The 16,837-nt window shown below is 71.4% G+C and carries 14 protein-coding genes; 3 read left to right on the top strand and 11 right to left on the bottom strand.

The annotated features are described in order from the left end of the window. Positions 1-8: 8 nt before the first annotated feature. The gene (locus F9C41_RS19825; protein WP_155388336.1) at positions 9-470 is read right to left on the bottom strand and encodes an SRPBCC family protein; all 462 of its coding nucleotides are present in this window, start codon (positions 468-470) and stop codon (positions 9-11) included. Positions 471-527: 57 nt separating this feature from the next. Here F9C41_RS19825 and F9C41_RS19820 point away from each other — a divergent pair, with 57 nt between their 5' ends. Then, positions 528-1,169, top strand: a complete 642-nt coding sequence (locus F9C41_RS19820) for a UbiX family flavin prenyltransferase (protein WP_155388335.1) — start codon at positions 528-530, stop codon at positions 1,167-1,169. Positions 1,170-1,183: 14 nt separating this feature from the next. Here the strand turns inward: F9C41_RS19820 and mqnP are convergent, their stop codons facing one another. Further along, the gene (mqnP, locus tag F9C41_RS19815) at positions 1,184-2,110 is read right to left on the bottom strand and encodes a menaquinone biosynthesis prenyltransferase MqnP (protein WP_230689772.1); all 927 of its coding nucleotides are present in this window, start codon (positions 2,108-2,110) and stop codon (positions 1,184-1,186) included. Beyond that, a complete protein-coding gene (locus tag F9C41_RS19810; protein WP_155388333.1) occupies positions 2,107-3,600 on the bottom strand; it encodes a menaquinone biosynthesis decarboxylase in 1,494 nt (497 codons plus the stop codon). The genes mqnP and F9C41_RS19810 overlap by 4 nt, the downstream gene beginning before the upstream one ends. A gap of 102 nt (positions 3,601-3,702) precedes the next feature. Between F9C41_RS19810 and F9C41_RS19805 the strand changes: the two genes are divergently transcribed. Continuing rightward, positions 3,703-4,533 (top strand): hypothetical protein, encoded by an 831-nt coding sequence (locus F9C41_RS19805; protein ID WP_230689770.1) that lies wholly within the window; start codon positions 3,703-3,705, stop codon positions 4,531-4,533. 65 nt (positions 4,534-4,598) lie between these two features. Here F9C41_RS19805 and ccsB read toward each other — a convergent pair whose 3' ends face one another. The 7 genes from ccsB to F9C41_RS19770 all read right to left on the bottom strand — a co-directional run bounded on the left by ccsB (position 4,599) and on the right by F9C41_RS19770 (position 11,855). After that, positions 4,599-5,609 (bottom strand): c-type cytochrome biogenesis protein CcsB, encoded by a 1,011-nt coding sequence (gene ccsB / locus F9C41_RS19800; protein WP_155388332.1) that lies wholly within the window; start codon positions 5,607-5,609, stop codon positions 4,599-4,601. Then, positions 5,609-7,162 carry a cytochrome c biogenesis protein ResB gene (gene resB, locus F9C41_RS19795; RefSeq protein WP_155388331.1) on the bottom strand — a complete coding sequence of 518 codons (1,554 nt, stop codon included), beginning with the start codon at positions 7,160-7,162 and terminating at the stop codon, positions 5,609-5,611. The genes ccsB and resB overlap by 1 nt, the downstream gene beginning before the upstream one ends. Before the next feature lie 120 nt (positions 7,163-7,282). Then, positions 7,283-8,062 (bottom strand): cytochrome c biogenesis CcdA family protein, encoded by a 780-nt coding sequence (locus F9C41_RS19790; protein WP_155388330.1) that lies wholly within the window; start codon positions 8,060-8,062, stop codon positions 7,283-7,285. Further along, positions 8,062-8,628 carry a TlpA family protein disulfide reductase gene (locus F9C41_RS19785; protein ID WP_230689768.1) on the bottom strand — a complete coding sequence of 189 codons (567 nt, stop codon included), beginning with the start codon at positions 8,626-8,628 and terminating at the stop codon, positions 8,062-8,064. The genes F9C41_RS19790 and F9C41_RS19785 overlap by 1 nt, the downstream gene beginning before the upstream one ends. A gap of 8 nt (positions 8,629-8,636) precedes the next feature. Next, positions 8,637-9,266, bottom strand: a complete 630-nt coding sequence (locus F9C41_RS19780) for a histidine phosphatase family protein (RefSeq protein WP_155388329.1) — start codon at positions 9,264-9,266, stop codon at positions 8,637-8,639. 68 nt (positions 9,267-9,334) lie between these two features. Beyond that, on the bottom strand, positions 9,335-10,660 hold the full coding sequence (hemL, locus tag F9C41_RS19775) for a glutamate-1-semialdehyde 2,1-aminomutase (protein ID WP_155388328.1): 1,326 nt from the start codon (positions 10,658-10,660) through the stop codon (positions 9,335-9,337). A 10-nt stretch (positions 10,661-10,670) separates the two neighbouring features. Beyond that, positions 10,671-11,855 carry an FAD-binding oxidoreductase gene (locus F9C41_RS19770; protein ID WP_196279850.1) on the bottom strand — a complete coding sequence of 395 codons (1,185 nt, stop codon included), beginning with the start codon at positions 11,853-11,855 and terminating at the stop codon, positions 10,671-10,673. Positions 11,856-12,060: 205 nt separating this feature from the next. Here F9C41_RS19770 and F9C41_RS19765 point away from each other — a divergent pair, with 205 nt between their 5' ends. After that, positions 12,061-14,184 (top strand): S9 family peptidase, encoded by a 2,124-nt coding sequence (locus F9C41_RS19765; protein ID WP_155388326.1) that lies wholly within the window; start codon positions 12,061-12,063, stop codon positions 14,182-14,184. Positions 14,185-14,686: 502 nt separating this feature from the next. Here the strand turns inward: F9C41_RS19765 and F9C41_RS19760 are convergent. Next, entirely contained in the window at positions 14,687-16,543 is a 1,857-nt protein-coding gene (locus F9C41_RS19760; protein ID WP_155388325.1) for a glycoside hydrolase family 6 protein, read from the bottom strand. Between the last annotated feature and the right edge of the window lie 294 nt (positions 16,544-16,837).

The following is a 16,837-nucleotide window of genomic DNA, read 5'->3' as shown; positions in this document are numbered from 1 at the left end:
CTCGGCGGTCAGGCGGGGGTGGCGGCTTCGATGATCGCGGGGACGCGGCGGAAGTAGCGGCGGGCGAGCAGGGAGAGCAGCGGGTTGAGCAGCGGGCCGAACCAGGCCCAGGGACGGACGGCACCGATCTCGGCGACCAGCCGGAAGCGGGTGCGAGCAGGGGCCAGTTCCGTCCACTCGTAGTGGGCGGTGTACGGCAGCGGGCCGCTGCGTACCGCGATCGTCTGGCTGCGCTGCGGCTCCTGTGCCGTCACCTCGATCCGGGTCTGGTGCCTCACCCGCAGCAGCGTGGCGTCCAGCTCGTACATCGTGCCGACGCCGCCGTCGCCGGCGGTCCGGCGGGCGGAGTGGATCCCTCTCCACCACTGCTGATCGTTGCGTACATCGGACAGATAGGCGAAGACCTGGGCCACGGGCCGGTCCACCACGATCTCGACCGCGATCCTGACTTCGGCTGACGGGGCTGACATGCGCTGAGGCTAGGCAGCCGTGTCCAGTCGGTCAACCAACCCGGCTAGGGTCAGGGTGTGCCTGCCGACGAAACGCCGCGTAAGCCCTGGATCCTCGGGGTCTCGGGGGCTTCGGGAACCCCGTACGCCGCCGCGGTGCTGCGGGCGCTGTGCGCGGCGGGCGAGGCGGTCGACCTCGTCGTGTCCCGCGCTGCCCGGCTGACCATCCTCGACGAGACCGGGCACGCGTTCCGGGACGCGCACTGGCGCGAAGACCTCGCCACCTGGCTCGACGCGCCGCTCGACGACGCCGACCTGCGCTACTGGCCCGCCGGTGATCTCGCGGCGGGACCGAGCAGCGGTTCGTACCGGGCCAAGGGCATGATCGTCGTCCCGGCCTCGACGGCGGCCTGCGCCGGCATCGCGCTGGGCCTGTCCAAGGATCTGCTGCAGCGGGCGGCCGAGGTGAACCTCAAGGAGCGCCGCCCGGTCGTGATCGTGCCGCGGGAGACCCCGGTGACGCGCAGCCACCTGCTGCACCTGGTCGAGCTGATCGACTCGGGCGCGGTGGTGCTGCCGGCCAGCCCCGGCTTCTACGGCAGCGGCGCGAACGCCCAGGCCCAGCAGCTCGTCGACTTCGTCGCCGGCAAGGTCCTCGACGCCGCCGCCGTCCCGCACACCCTGCTCACCCGCTGGACCGGCCACCTCGGCCACCGCTGACCCGCGCCAGCGGGTCAGACCAGAAGGGCGACCACCGCGAAGACGAACAACCCGATGGCGACGAAGCCGTTGGCGGTGAAGAAGGCGCGGTTCACCTTGGACAGGTCGGTGGGGGTCACGATGACGTGCTGGTAGCCGAACGCGGCCGCGGTCAGCGCCAGGCCGATCCACCAGGGCCAGCCCAGGCCGACCCACGCGCCGAACCAGACGAACAGCGCGAACGTCACCACGTGGGTGAGCGTCGAGATCAGCAGCGCGTTGCGCACGCCGAAGCGGGCGGGCACGCTGCGTACGCCGATCTGCCGGTCGACCTCGGCGTCCTGGCAGGCGTAGATCAGGTCGAAACCGCCGATCCACAGCCCCACCGCGAGGCCGAGCAGCCAGGCCGGGCCCGACCCGGCGAAGGTCCCGGTGACCGCGAGCCAGGCCCCGATCGGGCCGACGGCCTGCGCCAGCGCGAGGATCGCGTGCGGCCAGTCGGTGAAGCGCTTGCCATACGGGTACAGCACCAGCGGCACCACCGCCAGCGGCGCCAGCAGCGCGCACAGCGGGTTGAGCGCGAGCGCCGCGCCCATGAACACGACCAGGGCGACCGCCGCGCCGAGCCAGGCCGTGCGCACGCTCACCGCCCCGGTGACCAGCTCACGCTGGGCGGTACGCGGGTTGCGCGCGTCGATGTGCCGGTCGATGATCCGGTTCGCGGCCATGGCGAAGGTGCGCGCCCCGACCATGGCGACCGTGATCAGCAGCAGCGTGAGCCAGTCCACGCGGCCGAGGGTCCGATCCATCGCGACCAGCGCGGACAGGTACGCGAACGGCAGCGCGAACACGGAGTGCTCGATCGCGACCAGCTTCAGGAACGCCTTGACCCGGCCCGGCTCTCCGAGCGCGGGGCCATCGGACGCGGTGACGCCGACGGAGTCCTGCGAAGCGGTGCTCACTTGCCCCCACCCTTCCGCGACGGGTTCTCGCCGAACCCGTACTCCTTCCATCGCTTGTCGACCTTCGCGACGATCTCGGGGGCCATCCGCATCTCCTCCGGCCAGCCGCGCGTGTAGCCCTCGGTGGGCAGCTTGCGGGTGGCGTCGACGCCGGCCTTGCCACCCCAGAACTGCTGGTACGACGCGTGGTCGAGGTGGTCGACGGGCCCCTGAGTCAGCACCAGGTCGTGCGCGTAGTCGACGTTGCCGAAGGCGCGGAACGCGACCTCCCGCAGGTCACGCGGGTCGCAGTCGTCGTCCACCACCACGATCAGCTTGGTGAGGCTGAGCAGGTGCGCGCCCCAGACCGCGCTCATCACCTTCTGCGCGTGCTTCGGGTAACGCTTGTTGATCGCCACGACCAGGCAGTTGTGGAACACACCCGCCTCGGGCATGTGGTAGTCCACGATGTCCGGCACCAGGATCTTGATCAGCGGCAGGAAGATGCGTTCGGTGGCCAGACCGATCGGCCCGTCCTCCTGCGGCGGCTTGCTGGTGATGATCGAGTGGTAGATCGGGTCGCGGCGCATCGTCATGCACTCGACGTGCAGCACCGGGAACGGCTCGACCGGCGTGTAGAAGCCGGTGTGGTCGCCGAAGGGGCCCTCGGGGAGCCGCTCGCCGGGCTCGACCCAGCCTTCGAGGATCACGTTCGCGGTGGCGGGCACCTGCAACGGCACGGTCAGGCAGTCGACCAGCTCGACCCGCTCCCCGCGCAGGAACCCGGCGAACAGGTATTCGTCGATGTCACCGGGCAGCGGCGCGCTCGCCGCGTACGACACCACCGGGTCCGCGCCGAACGCGATCGCGACCGGCAGCCGCTCGCCGCGGCGCTCCGCGACGGCGTGGTGCGCGGTCGAGTCCTTGTGGATCTGCCAGTGCATGCCCACGCTGTTGTGCGAGTGCTGCTGCAGCCGGTAGAGACCCAGATTGCGCTTCCCGGTTTCCGGGTGCTTGGTATGGGTCAAACCGTAGTTGTGGTAGATGCCGCCGTCGCCGGGCCACATGACGAGGCCGGGCAGCATGTCGAGGTCGACCTCGTCGCCCTTGAGCACGACCTCCTGGCAGGGCGCGCTCCGGACCTTCTTCGGCGGCAGCGACTTCAGCTGCATGATCTTGCCGAGGCCGTCCATCATGCCGCTGAACCCCTGCGGCAGCTCCGGCTTGGCCAGCTCGCCGATCCGGGCGCCGATCTCGTCGAAGTCCTGCACGCCCAGCGCCATCGCCATGCGGCGGTCGCTGCCGAAGATGTTGATCGCGAGCGGCATCATGCCGCGGGTCGGCTTCTCGAACAGCAGCGCCGGGCCCTTGGCCCGCACGGTACGGGTGACGATCTCGCTGATCTCCAGCGTCGGATCGACGGGGGTGGTGACCCGGTGCAGCTCACCGGCCCGCTCCAGCGCGCCGAGGAAGCCCTGCAGGTCGTCGAACGGGAAACGCGGTGCCGCCATGCTGGCATCCTCGCATCCGCCCCGTCACTCCGCCGGGGAGGGGCGACGCGCTGCGGCGTACGCCATCGTCACCCGCATCCGGCTCGACCGGTTGACCCGGATGTGAACCCCCGCCTCACCCGCATTCTCGCGGCGGCACTGCTGGCGCTGGTCGCCGGATGCACCGCCGGGACGGCCACCGGCGCCATGCCCGACTGCCCCACCGGCCGTCCCGCCTCCACCACCGTGCCCACCGGGCCACCCAGCCTGACCGCGCCGAACGCGTGCCGCTCGTACGCCACCGTCGTGCAGCCGGTCGCGCACGCCGTGCCCAGCCCCGGCTACCACCACCTGGGCGCTACTACGCGGGGCCGCTGGTCCGGCGTGCTCGGGCGGATCGAGGTCGGCGACACCGGGGTGCGGCAGGGCACGTACGACTTCGTCGCCGCCCGGTTCATGGCCAAGGCCGGCCAGGGCAGCGAGCAGGCCTGGCTCGAGGTCGGCTGGACCGAGACCGGCTGGTCCGGCAACGCCCGCCAGCGTGTCTACACCTACGACACGGCCACCCGCGCCTGGGCCTTCTACGACCAGTACGCGGTGGCCCCCGGCGACCGCCTGTGGCTGCACCTGCAGACCGAGGCCACCGGCGACCGGCCGTCCTGGCAGGCCTGGCTGTGGTGGGGCGACAGGTGGAACCTGCTCACCAGCCGCCCGCTGCCGCTGACCGGCCAGGCCGAGATCGAGCAGTACGTCGAGGTCCACGCCGACCCCGCCGACCCCGGCACGGTCGTCATCCCCCGCCTGGCCATCGACAACGTCCAGCTCAAATCCGCCCCCGACGGCTCGCTCCGCCCCTGGAACGCCGAAGTCCCCACCGCCCCCGGCGCCGACTTCGCCACCTACTGCCTCGACTGGCAGCGCCCCTACACCTCCTGGACCACCACCACCTGCTGACCTGGACAAACGGAAGGGCACCTTCAACAACGCGGAGCGTTGAGAAGGTGCCCTTCCGTTTGTCTTTAGACGCCGCCGTAGGAGTGGAGGCCGGTGAAGAAGATGTTGACGCCGAACAGGTTCATCATCATCGTCAGGAAGCCGATCACGGCGATCCAGGCGGCCGTGGATCGCTTGATGCTCGGCGTGGCCCGCGCGTGCAGGTAACCCGCGTAGACGACCCAGGAGATGAACGCCCAGACCTCCTTCGGGTCCCAGCCCCAGTACCGGCCCCAGGCGACCTCGGCCCAGATCGCGCCGGCGGTGACGCCGAAGGTCCAGATCGGGAACGCGAACGCGTGCAGGCGGAAGGAGAGCCGCTCGACGGCCTCGGCGTTGGCCAGGCGGCCACCGAAGGCGTAAAGGAACCCGCGCTTGCCGTTGTCGTAACCGGTCCGCACCAGGTACATGATCGACGCGGCCCCCGCGACCATGAACAGGCTCGACGAGGTGATCACCGCGCCGATGTGGATGCCGAACCAGTACGAGTCCAGCGCCGGGACCAGCGGCCCGACCGGGGTGTAGAGGACCATGCCGGCCACGCCGACGAGCAGCACCTCGAACAGCATCACGAACAGGCCGAGGTGGCGCACCTGCCGCTGGAAGTACAGCGTGCCCAGCCAGATGACGCTGCCGAGCGCCGTGATCGACAGCACGAACTCGTACATGTTGCCGAACGGCAGCCGCTCGGCGGCGATACCGCGGGTCACCACGGTGATCACGTGTGCCGACGCGCCGAGGATCGTCGCGGCGACCGCCGCGGGGCCGAGCCATCCGGCCCGCGACCGGGTGCCGCCTGCCGCACCAGCGGCCGCGTCGTCGGTCCCGGTGACACTCGGGGCCGCGTAGGCGTGCGGCGCCTCGGTGACGACCGGCGCACCGGCCCCGACCAGCTCCCGGGCCGGGGCAGCGAGGGAAGCGGCCGCGTTGGCGATGCGCCCGCGGTCGCCGAACGCGTACTCGCCCGCGTGCAGCAGCATCGCGGCCAGGTACGAAAGCAGGGTGACGACCAGAAGGCCGTCGGACAGTTCTGCCACTACCGTTGCCACCTCTCGACCAGGGAACGGAACTCGTCTTCGAAACCGGGGTATTCGGTGCGGGGCAGGCCGCCCGCCGCGGCGGTGCCGTCGGGGCGCAGCCGCAGCCAGACCCGGCGGCGCTTGCCGTACAGCGACAGCGGCAGGCCGACCAGCAGCAGCACCGCGCCGGTGAGCACGATCGGCTCGCCGGGGTCGTGCCGGATGGACACCGTGATCCACTGCCGGGTGCCGACGAACTCGACCCTGCTGCCGTCCTCCAGCGTCCAGGTCTCGCCGACCCGCATCAGCTTGGGCTCGCCGTACTTCTTCAGCCGGCCGGCGTCGAGCTGGCGCTGGTCGAGGTCGTAGACCGAGCTCGGGATGCCCGCGTCCAGCCCCAGGTCCCCGCGGTAGGCGGTGAGCATCAGCGCGGGGTTGCGCTCCTCGGGGTGGTCCGAGCGCAGGTAGGGGGGCCCGTCCTTGGTCGGCAGGTAGGTGCCGGAGAACGCCATCTGCTTGGTCTTGTCGCTGCCGTTGGCGTCCGGGAACGCAGCCACGCCCTGGCTGGTCAGCGTCGGGTCGGTGTACGGGAACGGCGCGACGGTCTCCTGGGTGACCCCGGCCGCGTCGGTGTAGCGCAGCACCGGGGCGTACCCGTGGCCGAGCAGGTACACGTTGGCGCCGTCGAGCCGCAGCGGGTGGTTGACCATGAACGTGTGCCGGCCCAGGTCACCGTGCGCCGAGTCCGTGGCGGTCACGTCGGCCGCGAACGAGACCGGCATGCCGTCGGCGCGATACTCGGCGCGGAAGTCGGTCAGCTCCAGGCAGAAGTCGGGCAGGTCGCCCGCGCCGACCCGCGGGCCGAGCCCGAAGTCGTCGTACTGCTGCACGGTGTTGCAGAAGACCTGCTCCGGACCGGCGACGATGAGCCGCCCGGCGTGCCAGCCCCATAGCGAGCCGAGCCCGACGCCGACCAGGATGACCAGCAGCGAGCTGTGGAACAGCAGGTTGCCGGCCTCCTTCAGGTAACCCTTCTCGGCGGCCAGGGTGACCGTGCCGTCGGCGTGCTCGCGGCGCACGGTCCGCCACCCGCGCAGCGCGGCCTTCGCCGCAGCCTCGTCGACGGCGGTGTCGAGCACGGCCGACTGCGGCAGCCGCTCCAGGCGCTTGGGCGCGTCCGGCGGGGCGGTGCGCAGCGCCCTCGCGTGGTCGCGCAGGCGCGGGGTGATGCAGCCGATCAGCGAGGTGAAGAGCAGCAGGTAGATCGCGGCGAACCAGGGCGAGGCGTACACCTCGAAGCCCCACAGCCGGTCCAGCACCGGGGCCAGCCGCGGGTTGGCGGCATAGAACCGCTGCACGTCCTCGACCTTCACCGAGCGCTGCGGCAGGACCGACCCGGGGATCGCCGCGACGGCCAGCAGGAACAGCAGCATCAGCGCGGTGCGCATGCTGGTGAGCTGCCGCCAGCCGTTGCGTGCCGCGGCCCACACGGCCGCGACGAGACGGGGGGTACGCCGACGCGGCGGCTCGCCCATGGGCGGGTTCTCGACGGCGGCTTCGGTGACACTCATGCCGTCTCCTCGCTGCGCTCGTCGGCGGCATGTCCCAGAGCCTGCATGATTCGCTCGCTGCGCTCGCTCATGCGGCGGACCCGGGGCCCGTGGCGACGCGACGGGTCGTGCTGCACCCGCTCATATGGAGATCTCCCCGGCCCCGAAGGTGACCCGCAGCCAGATCACGAAGTCGCCCCACGCGCCGGTGATCAGCGCGAGGCCGACGAGGATCAGCAGCGCGCCGCCGAACCGGGTGACCCAGCGCGAGTTGCGCCGGATGAAACCGACCACGCCGGTGAGCTTGCGCATGCCCAGCCCGAGCACCAGGAACGGGATGCCGATGCCCAGGCAGTAGGCCAGCCCCAGCACCACGGCGCGGCCGGTGTCGCCGTACGCGCCGGCCAGCGCGCCGACCGCGGCGAGCGTCGGGGACAGGCACGGCACCCAGCTCAGCGCGAACACCGCACCGAAGACGGGCGCGCCCCACAGCCCGGCCTGGGGCAGCCGCTGGATGCGCTTCTCGTTGTCCAGGCCCGGGATGACCCCGAGGAAGGCCAGGCCGAACAGCACGATCAGCACGCCGATGCCGACCTGCAGCGCCCGCTCGTAGGTGAGCAGCAGGCGGCCGACCTGGGCCGCGACGATCGTGGTGGTCAGGAAGACGGCGGCGAACCCGGCGATGAACAGCAGCACCCCGGCCGTCACCCGGCCGCGGCGGGCCCGGCCCAGGCCGGTGCGGTCGTCGCCGAGGGTGGCGTCGAGGTCCGCGCCGACCAGGCCGGTCACGTACGACAGGTAGCCCGGCACCAGCGGCAGCACGCACGGCGACAGGAAGCTGGCCAGCCCCGCGAGCGCGGCGACGGCGACGGCCAGCACCAGCGGCCCGCCGTTGACCACGGCGGCGAAGTCCGCACCCATCAGCCGGCCTGCTCGGCGGCGATCTCGCGCACGATCGGGCCCAGCTCGGCGGCGTTGGTCGCCTTGCGCAGCACGGCGGCGACCCGGCCCTGCCGGTCGATGATCAGCGTGGAGGGGGTGGACACCGGGGGCACGTCGACGAAGCGCAGCGACAGCCGGCCGCCCGGGTCGAAGATGCTCGGGTACGAGTTGCGGGCCGCCACGAACGCCTTGGCCTTGTCCCGGTCGTCGCGGTTGTTGATGCCGAGGAAGGCCACGCCCGACGCGGCAGTGTCCTTGGCGACCTGCTCCAGGTCGGCGGCCTCCAGCCGGCAGGGCGCGCACCAGCTCGCCCAGAAGTTCACGACGACCACGCTGCCGCGCTCGCTTGCCATGTCGTAGGCACCGCCGTCGAGCAGCTCGCCGGTGACCGCGGGGGCCGCCTTGCGCTCGGTCGGCGGGAAGCGCAGCACGTCGCCGACGGCGGGCGGTCTCTCGTCGTCACCGCAGGCCGCCAGCCCTACCGCGGCCAGCCCGGCCACGGCGGACGCCAGCACGGCGCGGCGGGTGCGGGGGCGTGATGTCACGCGCCCCATCATGCCCCGCGCCCGGCTCCGGTCCCCAGGTGGGCTGCCGGCTCGGAGTATGTGATCTGCGCCAACTGATCACCTTCGAAGACGAACGAGGTGAGGCTGGCCAGCCCGCACTCGCGGCGGCGCGGGTCGTGCCACAGCCGCCTGCCCTCCATGGCCATGCGCAGCGTCCAGATCGGAAGCTGGTGCGACACGCACACGGCCTCGTGCCCGCGGGCGTGCTCGCGCGCGGCGTCCATGGCCAGGATCATGCGGGCAGCGATCAGCTGGTACGGCTCGCCCCAGCTGGGCGTCAGCGGGTTGCGCAGCACCCACCAGTGGCGCGGATCACGCAGCGCGCCGTCGCCGGCGCCGACCCGCATGCCCTCGAAGTAGTTGCCGCTCTCGATCAGGTTCGGGTCGATGTGCACGTCGAGTCCGAGCTGCTCGGCGAAGGGCAGCGCGGTCTGCTGGGCCCGCTCCAGCGGGCTGGACACCAGGTAGGTGATGTCCCGGTCGGCCAGCGCCGTGGCGGCCGCCTTCGCCATCTGCTGGCCCAGGCCGCTGAGCTGGAAGCCCGGCAGCCGCCCGTACAAAATCTTGGCGGGGTTCTGCACCTCACCATGCCGCAGCAGGTGAACGATCGTCCGCATCGTCGATCACGCTCCGCGCGATCGACGATGCGGAGCCGACGGCGACATGATGCTCTCGCTGCGCTCGATCATGACTGTGCTGCCGCCGCCGCCCTGGCCGCGCCCGGCAGGGCGGCGGCGATGTGGTCGAGTGCGTCGTCGTCGATGGCGCCCGAGACGAACCACGACTCGAACGCGCTCGGCGGCAGGTACACGCCCTGCGACAGCATGCTGTGGAAGAACGCCTTGAAGGCGGCGGTGTTCTGCCGCCGGGCGTCGTCGTAGTCGCGCACCTCGGCGTCGGTGAAGAAGATCGAGAACATGCTGCCCGCGGTGGCCAGCCGGTGCGGCACACCGGCCCCGGCCAGCGCCTTGGCCGCCAGCTGGCCGATGGTCGCGGCGGTGGCGTCGAGCCTGGCGTACAGCGCGTCGTCGGCCAGCCGCAGCGTGGCCAGACCCGCGGCGCAGGCCAGCGGGTTACCGGACAGGGTGCCGGCCTGGTAGACCGGCCCGGCCGGGGCCAGCTTCGACATGACGTCGGCGCGCCCGCCGAACGCCGCGGCGGGCAGGCCGCCGCCCATCACCTTGCCGAACGTCCACAGGTCGGCGTCGACCGGGTCGAGGCCCTGCCAGCCGCCGCGCGACACCCGGAACCCGGTCATCACCTCGTCCATGATGAGCAGCGCGCCGTGCCGGTGCGCGATCTCGGCCAGGCCCGCGTTGTAGCCGGGCAGCGGCGCGACCACGCCCATGTTGCCCGCGGCGGCCTCGGTGATGACCGCGGCGATGTCCTCGCCGTGCGTCTCGAACGCCTGGGCCACCGCGTCGAGGTCGTTGTACTTGAGCACGATGGTCTCGGACGCGCCCGCGCCGGTCACGCCGGGCGAGTCGGGCAGCCCCAGGGTCGCGACGCCGGAACCGGCCGCGGCCAGCAGCGCGTCGACGTGCCCGTGGTAGCAGCCGGCGAATTTGACGATCTTCGAGCGGCCGGTGAACCCGCGGGCCAGCCGGATCGCCGACATCGTCGCCTCGGTGCCCGAGTTGACCAGCCGGACCTGCTCGGCGGCGGTGCGCGAGACCAGTTCCTCGGCCAGCTCGACCTCGCCCGGGGTGGGCGTGCCGAAGCTGGTGCCCCGCGCCGCGGCGGCCTGGATGGCGGCGACGACCTCGGGGTGGGCGTGGCCGAGCAGCAGTGGGCCCCACGAGCAGACAAGGTCCACGTAGCGGCGGCCGTCCGCGTCGAAGAGCCAGGGGCCCTCGCCGCGGACCATGAAGCGCGGGGTGCCGCCGACGGCGCGGAACGCCCGTACGGGCGAGTTCACACCGCCTGGCACGATCGCCGCCGCCCGGTCGAAAAGCTCCTGGGAGGCGGGTGCGTCTGCCGGATAACCCACCGGCTCGTTGAAGTCGATCACAGCGTACGAATTATGGCACGCGGTACGGCGCCAGCAGCTCACGCAGGTGCGGTGGGGCGGCCTGCACCACAGCGGAGCCGCTGCGCGCCAGCAGCACCTCCCGCAACGTCTCCAGCACCGACACCAGCCGTCCCGCGGGCAGCTCGCCGGGCACCGCGGCCCACGCCTGCCCGACGCCGATGCTGCCGCGCACCGGGACCGGCGACCCGATCGCGTCGACCAGGGTGTAGCAGACCGAGTGCAGGTCGCCCTCGGGCGCGTAGAGGCGCACCGCGACCTCGTCGGGGCGGAACGGGTACTTGCCCCACCACAGGGGGGCCTGGGTGGTCAGGTAGGCGTGCCCGCCGAGACGGCGCACCAGCAGGCGGCCTCGGTCGGCCAGGCCGATCGACGAGCCCTCCAGCAGCACCGCCATCACCCCGGTGGCGTCGCGGCGGCCGCCCGCCTGGGGGGTGCGGCGCACACCGGGCATGTCCAGCTCGATCGCGGCGGGGGCCAGGTTGGCGGCCAGCACGTCGTCGCGCAGCGTCGCGACCTGCAGCGGCTGCAGCACCGGACAGACCACCCAGGCCGCGGCGGGCGCGAGCGGGTAGGTCCGCAGCGTCACCTCGACGATCAGGCTGGCCGGATGCAGCCCGCCGGGGTGCGTCCAGCGCAGGTCGAAGATGCTGGACCCGAGCAGGCGGGCCCGGTCGGCCACGGTGGTCACCGTGCCGTCGGGCAGCACCACGGTCGCGTCCACCACCTGCACGGCGGGCGGCCCGTAGAGGTGGGTCAGCGGGCCGAACTCGGCCGCGGCCAGCACCCCGCCGAACGTCGCCCGCGCCGACGGCGGGTCCAGCGCCAGCCGGCGGCCCGCCCGGGCGAGCACGTCCTGCGCGGCCGCGACCCCCGCTCCCGCGCCGACGGTGAGCTGCTCGGTCGCGGGGTCGTAGCGAAGCGCGGCGAGGTCGGAGAGGTCGACCAGCAGGTCGATCACCGGCGGCGGGTCCAGCCAGCCTGCCTTCGAGCCGTTGCCGCGGGGCAGCACGGTCAGGCCCAGCTCGTGGGCACGTCGCATCAGTGCGGCGGCCTCCGTGCGGTCTCGCGGCACGGCCACCCAGCGCACCAGCGCGCCGTCGACCGCGTCGAGCATGCCCGCCGGGCGCGCGGCACAGCCCAGACGCAACCCGTCCAGCTCGGATTCCTCACGCACCGGTGCCGTCATCCCTCGCTCCAACCGAATTGAAGGTGCCGCTACTGACAGTTCACCCCGTGCGGGGCGGGCTGGCGACCCGTGAGACGGAAATCTTCACGCAGCGCCAAAAGCCAATTCGTACGTATGTTCGATCCTAGTCATCCGCAACGGTTCCGGCAATGACCGCTGCCTTCTCACCCGGCCTGCCGGTAGCGTTACCGCCATGACTTCCGATCTCCCCAACGGGCCCGCCACGGCCCCCGTCGCACCGCGGATCGCGAGCACGCGCAGCCATCACGGCGACGACGTCATCGACGAATATGCCTGGCTGGAGACGAAGGACGACCCGGCGGTCACCGCTTACCTGGAGGCCGAGAACGCCTGGACCGAGCGCGCCACCGCACATCTGAGCGGGCTGCGCGAGACGCTGTTCGGCGAGATCAAGGGCCGCACCCAGGAGACCGACCTGTCGGTGCCCGTCCGCAAGGGCGCCTACTGGTACTACGCGCGTACCGAGGCCGGCAAGCAGTACGGCATCCAGTGCCGCCGCCCGGTCGCCGCGGGCGAGACCGCCCCGCCGACCCCCGCCGCAGACGGCACGGCGCCGGCCGACGAGGAGATCCTGCTCGACGGCAACGAGCTGGCCGCCGGCCACGACTTCTTCGCCCTCGGCACGCTCGACGTGAGCCCCGACGGCCGGCTGCTGGCGTACTCCACCGACTACACCGGGGAGGAGCGCTTCACGCTCCAGATCAAGGATCTGGCCACGGGCGAGATCCTGCCCGACCGCATCGAGGGCGCGTTCTACGGCAGTGCCTGGTCGATCGACGGCTCGCAGCTGTTCTACCTGACCGTGGACGACGCCTGGCGCCCGCACCGGGTGTGGCGGCACGCGGTCGGCTCGACCGGCGACGACGCGCTGGTGCTGGAGGAGGCGGACGAGCGCTTCTGGATCGGCGTCGAACTGACCCGCTCGCAGCGCTTCATCCAGCTCGACATCCACAGCAAGATCACCAGCGAGGTGTGGCTGATCCCGGCCGACGAGCCCACCGCCGCGCCGACCGTGGTCACCCCGCGCGTGCAGGGCCTGGAATACTCCGTCGAGCCGCAGGGCGACCGGCTGCTGATCCTGCACAACCGCGACGCCGCCGACTTCACCCTGGCCCAGGCACCGGTGTCCGACCCGGCCGACTGGCAGGAGCTGATCGGCCACACCCAGGGCGTACGCCTCGAGGGTGTGGACGCCTTCGCCGACCTGTACGTGGTGTCCCTGCGCCGCGAGGGCCTCACCGGTCTCCGGCTGTTCCCGACCGCCGGGGAGCCGACCTCCAAGCCGCGCGACATCACCTTCCCGGAGCCGCTCTACACGGTCGGACTGTCCGGCAACCCCGACTACCAGACCGACCAGCTGCGCCTGACCTACACCTCGATGGTCACCCCCGACTCGGTCTTCGACTACGTGGTCGCCACCGGCGAGCTGCTGCTGCGCAAGCGCAAGCCCGTGCTGCCGGGCCCGGACGGCGAGCCGTTCGACCCGGCCCGCTACGAACAGCACCGGGTCTGGGCGACCGCCGACGACAACACCGGCGTGCCGATCTCGCTGGTCTGCAAGGCGGGCACGCCCGTCGACGGCAGCGCGCCGCTGGTGCTCTACGGCTACGGCTCGTACGAGTCGAGCATGGATCCGTGGTTCTCCATCCCGCGCCTGTCGCTGCTCGACCGGGGCGTGGTGTTCGCGGTCGCGCACGTGCGCGGCGGCGGCGAGCTGGGCCGGCACTGGTACGACGACGGCAAACTGCTGGCCAAGCGCAACACGTTCACCGACTTCGTCGCGTGCGCCCGGCACCTGGCCAAGAGCGGGTGGACCAGCCCCGACCGCATCATCGCGCGCGGCGGCTCGGCCGGCGGCCTGCTGATGGGCGCGGTCGCCAACATCGCGCCGGAGGCGTTCGCGGGCATCGTGGCACAGGTGCCGTTCGTCGACCCGCTGTCGTCGATCCTCGACCCGTCGCTGCCGCTGACCGTCACCGAGTGGGAGGAGTGGGGCAACCCGCTGGAGTCCCCCGAGGTGTACGCGTACATGAAGGCCTACTCGCCGTACGAGAACGTCGCCGATCTGGACTACCCGGCGATCCTCGCGGTGACCAGCCTGAACGACACGCGCGTGCGCTACAGCGAGCCGGCCAAGTGGATCGCGGCGCTGCGGCACACCGCTCCCCGCGGCGAATACCTGCTCAAGACCGAGATGGGTGCCGGCCACGGCGGCCCGTCGGGACGCTACGACGCCTGGAAGGAAGAGGCGTTCGTCACCGCCTGGATCCTGGACCGGGTCGGCCTGACCGGCTGACCGGCTGACCGCCTCCACAGCGGCGGGGGGGGGGCCCCCCCCCCCCCCCCCCCCCCGCCGCTTCTTCATGCCCACCCTGCGAAACGACGCCCGGCCACATTGGAGAACCTGCAGGTGTGGTCCGATTTATACCTCTTACAGATCAGATCAGAATTTGGCGTAGGATAAGTCGTATTGCGACAGTCAGTGGGTCGGCGCGACCCTTGGCCGGATCGTCGACAGCTCTGGAGATCTTCAGGCCTCCTGGATGGACGCTCGGCCAACCGGGAAGCCGCCTGGCCGATCGTCCTATACCTACCGTATGTCGGTACTACACGTTGGACGGCCATTATGTCCGATTCATGGTGGGCAGCGATACATGGCAAAACTTGCCATCACGCATGCCCCGGAGGTCGACGAACGTCGAATGGTTCCGGTCCCCGGAAACAAGGAGGGGCGTCCCCCGCGACATGTCGCGCGGAGGACGCCCCTTGGCGGAATCGCCGGAACCATCTGTCGCCGATCAGGAGAGCGGCGGGTAGGCGTTCGCCATCAGTTCGGCGAACTGGGCCGAGAACCACGCGCCCGAGATCGGGGCGTTGGGCAGGGCGCCGGTGAGGTTGTTGCCGTTGAGGCCGTTACCGGTGTAGGTCGGGTCGCACATCCGGTCGAAGCCCTTGCCCTCGTTGTTCGGGATCAGCGACGAGGAGCCGTCGGACTCGCCCGGGGGCTTGACCCACACGTAGGCGTCGATGCCGGTCGCCGGGTTGGCCCGGGGCCGCTCGCCCAGACCCGCGCCGGACTGGTTGCACCAGTTGCCGGCGTGGATGCGGCGGTCGATCCGCGACTGGTTGATGAACGTGTCGACCGCCGTGGAGGTCGACGCCGCGGTGGGCCGGTTCGCGCCGCCCCAGCCGTTGCGGGACGTGTCGATCAGCATGCCGATGTTCGACGGGAAGCCCTCGGACACCAGGCGGGTGCGGAAGGCCTGCGCGAACGACTGCTCGTCGACGTACTGGTTCCAGTCCACCCACTTGCTCTGCCGCACCGAGGTGCCGTTCACCGAGGTGCCGATGGTGAAGTACGGCTCGGTCAGCGCCGAGTAGTTGGCCGTGTTCGCGATGAAGCCGTGCACCTTGTCGACGGTGCTGCCCTCGGCGGTCGCCGCCTCCTTGAACTTCAGCGCGGACGGGCCGAAGTTGGTGTCCCAGCCGATCCAGCCGTGGTGCGCGGCGTCGATGTAGTTGTAGACGTTCGAGATCGCGCCCAGCTTGTTCAGCGCGTACCCGATGCCCTTGACGTAACCGCCGTTGTTGTTCATGGTCTGGCACTTGGCGATGTTCAGGTTCGTCACCAGGTTCGGCAGCGAGTCGATCTCGATGATCGCCACGATGCGCAGCGCCGCGTACTTGGCCTGACCCATGATCGCCGCGATCGGGTCGATGTACTCCGACTTGTACCGCGGCAGGTCGTCCACGCCCAGCTCGCCGTTGGAGGCGAGCGCGGCGCAGTCACGGCCGGGCAGGTTGTAGATCACGAACTGGACGGTCAGCGGCCCGCTGCCCGCGTTGGCCTGCCGCAGCGCCTCGTCGAGGTGGTCGGCCAGGCCCATCGAGCCGTTCGAGCTGCTGCCCGACGTGCCCGCGATCGCCGCGATCCGGTCCAGCCAGACGGCGGTCGAGATGTTGGAGACCCGGCTGCCGCCGGACACGGAGGCCGCCTTCGCGCTCCACTCCGGGTTCACGTAGCCGCGCGCCCCCGAGTAAGGGTTGTCGACCTTCACGCCGGGCACCGTCGGGCTGGCACTCGGGCTCGCCGGCGCGCTCGGGCTGGCACTCGGGCTGGCCGGGGCACTCGGGCTCGCGCTCGGGCTGGCCGGCGCGCTCGGCGACGCGCTCGGGCTGGCGGGCGTGCTGGGGCTCGCGGTCGGGGTGACCCCGCCGACGGTGCACGCGACGTTGTTCAGCGTGAACGCGGTCGGCTTCGGGTTGCTGCCGGTCCACCGGCCGTTGAAGCCGATGCTGGTCGACGCGCCGGTGCCGAGGCTGCCGTTCCAGGACAGGTTGGTCGCGGTGACGTTGGCGCCCGAGGCGGTCCAGTTCGCCGACCAGCCCTGGGTGAACGTCTGCCCGCCCGGGAAGGCGAACTTCAGGGTCCAGCTGGTGAGCGCGTCACCGGTGTTCTTGACGACCACGGTGCCGGTGAAGCCGCCGGTGCCGGCGCCCTCGCTCCAGTCGTTCGTGGTGTACGTGATGTCGCAGCCGGGGGCGGCGTGCGCCATGGTCGCGGGAATCGTGATGAGGCCGGCGACCACGAGGGTGCTCGCGCCGGTCAGCGCAACGAGTTTGCGCCGGCCGGACAGCCGGATCGGGAATTTCATACCATCTCCTTGGGCGGTGACCGTGGCCCGATCAGGGCACGGTGTCGACCCGCGCGCACGGCGCAAAAGGGATGGCCGCACAGAGGGTCGCAGGTGGTACGTACGCCCGGCCCGGCGGGCGCGATCTGATCGACCGGATCGCTCCGGTGGTACCTCCGCCGTCCCGGTGACCCGGGTGCCCTCGGCGGCAAGATCGCATGGGCGCGCTCCCATACGCGAACGGGCTTATGTTTGCACAGTCGTAACGCCCACACAACACTCCCGTCGATTAATCTGGAAGCGCTCCCATTGATC

The organism is Catellatospora paridis, from assembly GCF_009720365.1.
Classification (GTDB): domain Bacteria; phylum Actinomycetota; class Actinomycetes; order Mycobacteriales; family Micromonosporaceae; genus Catellatospora; species Catellatospora paridis.
Note: the sequence above shows the minus strand (reverse complement) of the source record. Positions and strands in the feature narration are given on the sequence as shown.

Bases quoted from the DNA above. Each gene is read 5' to 3' on its own strand.
- F9C41_RS19825 (WP_155388336.1), bottom strand. From the start codon at position 470: ATGTCAGCCCCGTCAGCCGAAGTCAGGATCGCGGTCGAGATCGTGGTG.
- F9C41_RS19810 (WP_155388333.1), bottom strand. From the start codon at position 3,600: ATGGCGGCACCGCGTTTCCCGTTCGACGACCTGCAGGGCTTCCTCGGC.
- resB (WP_155388331.1), bottom strand. From the start codon at position 7,162: ATGAGTGTCACCGAAGCCGCCGTCGAGAACCCGCCCATGGGCGAGCCG.
- F9C41_RS19790 (WP_155388330.1), bottom strand. From the start codon at position 8,062: ATGGGTGCGGACTTCGCCGCCGTGGTCAACGGCGGGCCGCTGGTGCTG.
- F9C41_RS19780 (WP_155388329.1), bottom strand. From the start codon at position 9,266: ATGCGGACGATCGTTCACCTGCTGCGGCATGGTGAGGTGCAGAACCCC.
- F9C41_RS19765 (WP_155388326.1), top strand. From the start codon at position 12,061: ATGACTTCCGATCTCCCCAACGGGCCCGCCACGGCCCCCGTCGCACCG.
- F9C41_RS19760 (WP_155388325.1), bottom strand. From the start codon at position 16,543: ATGAAATTCCCGATCCGGCTGTCCGGCCGGCGCAAACTCGTTGCGCTG.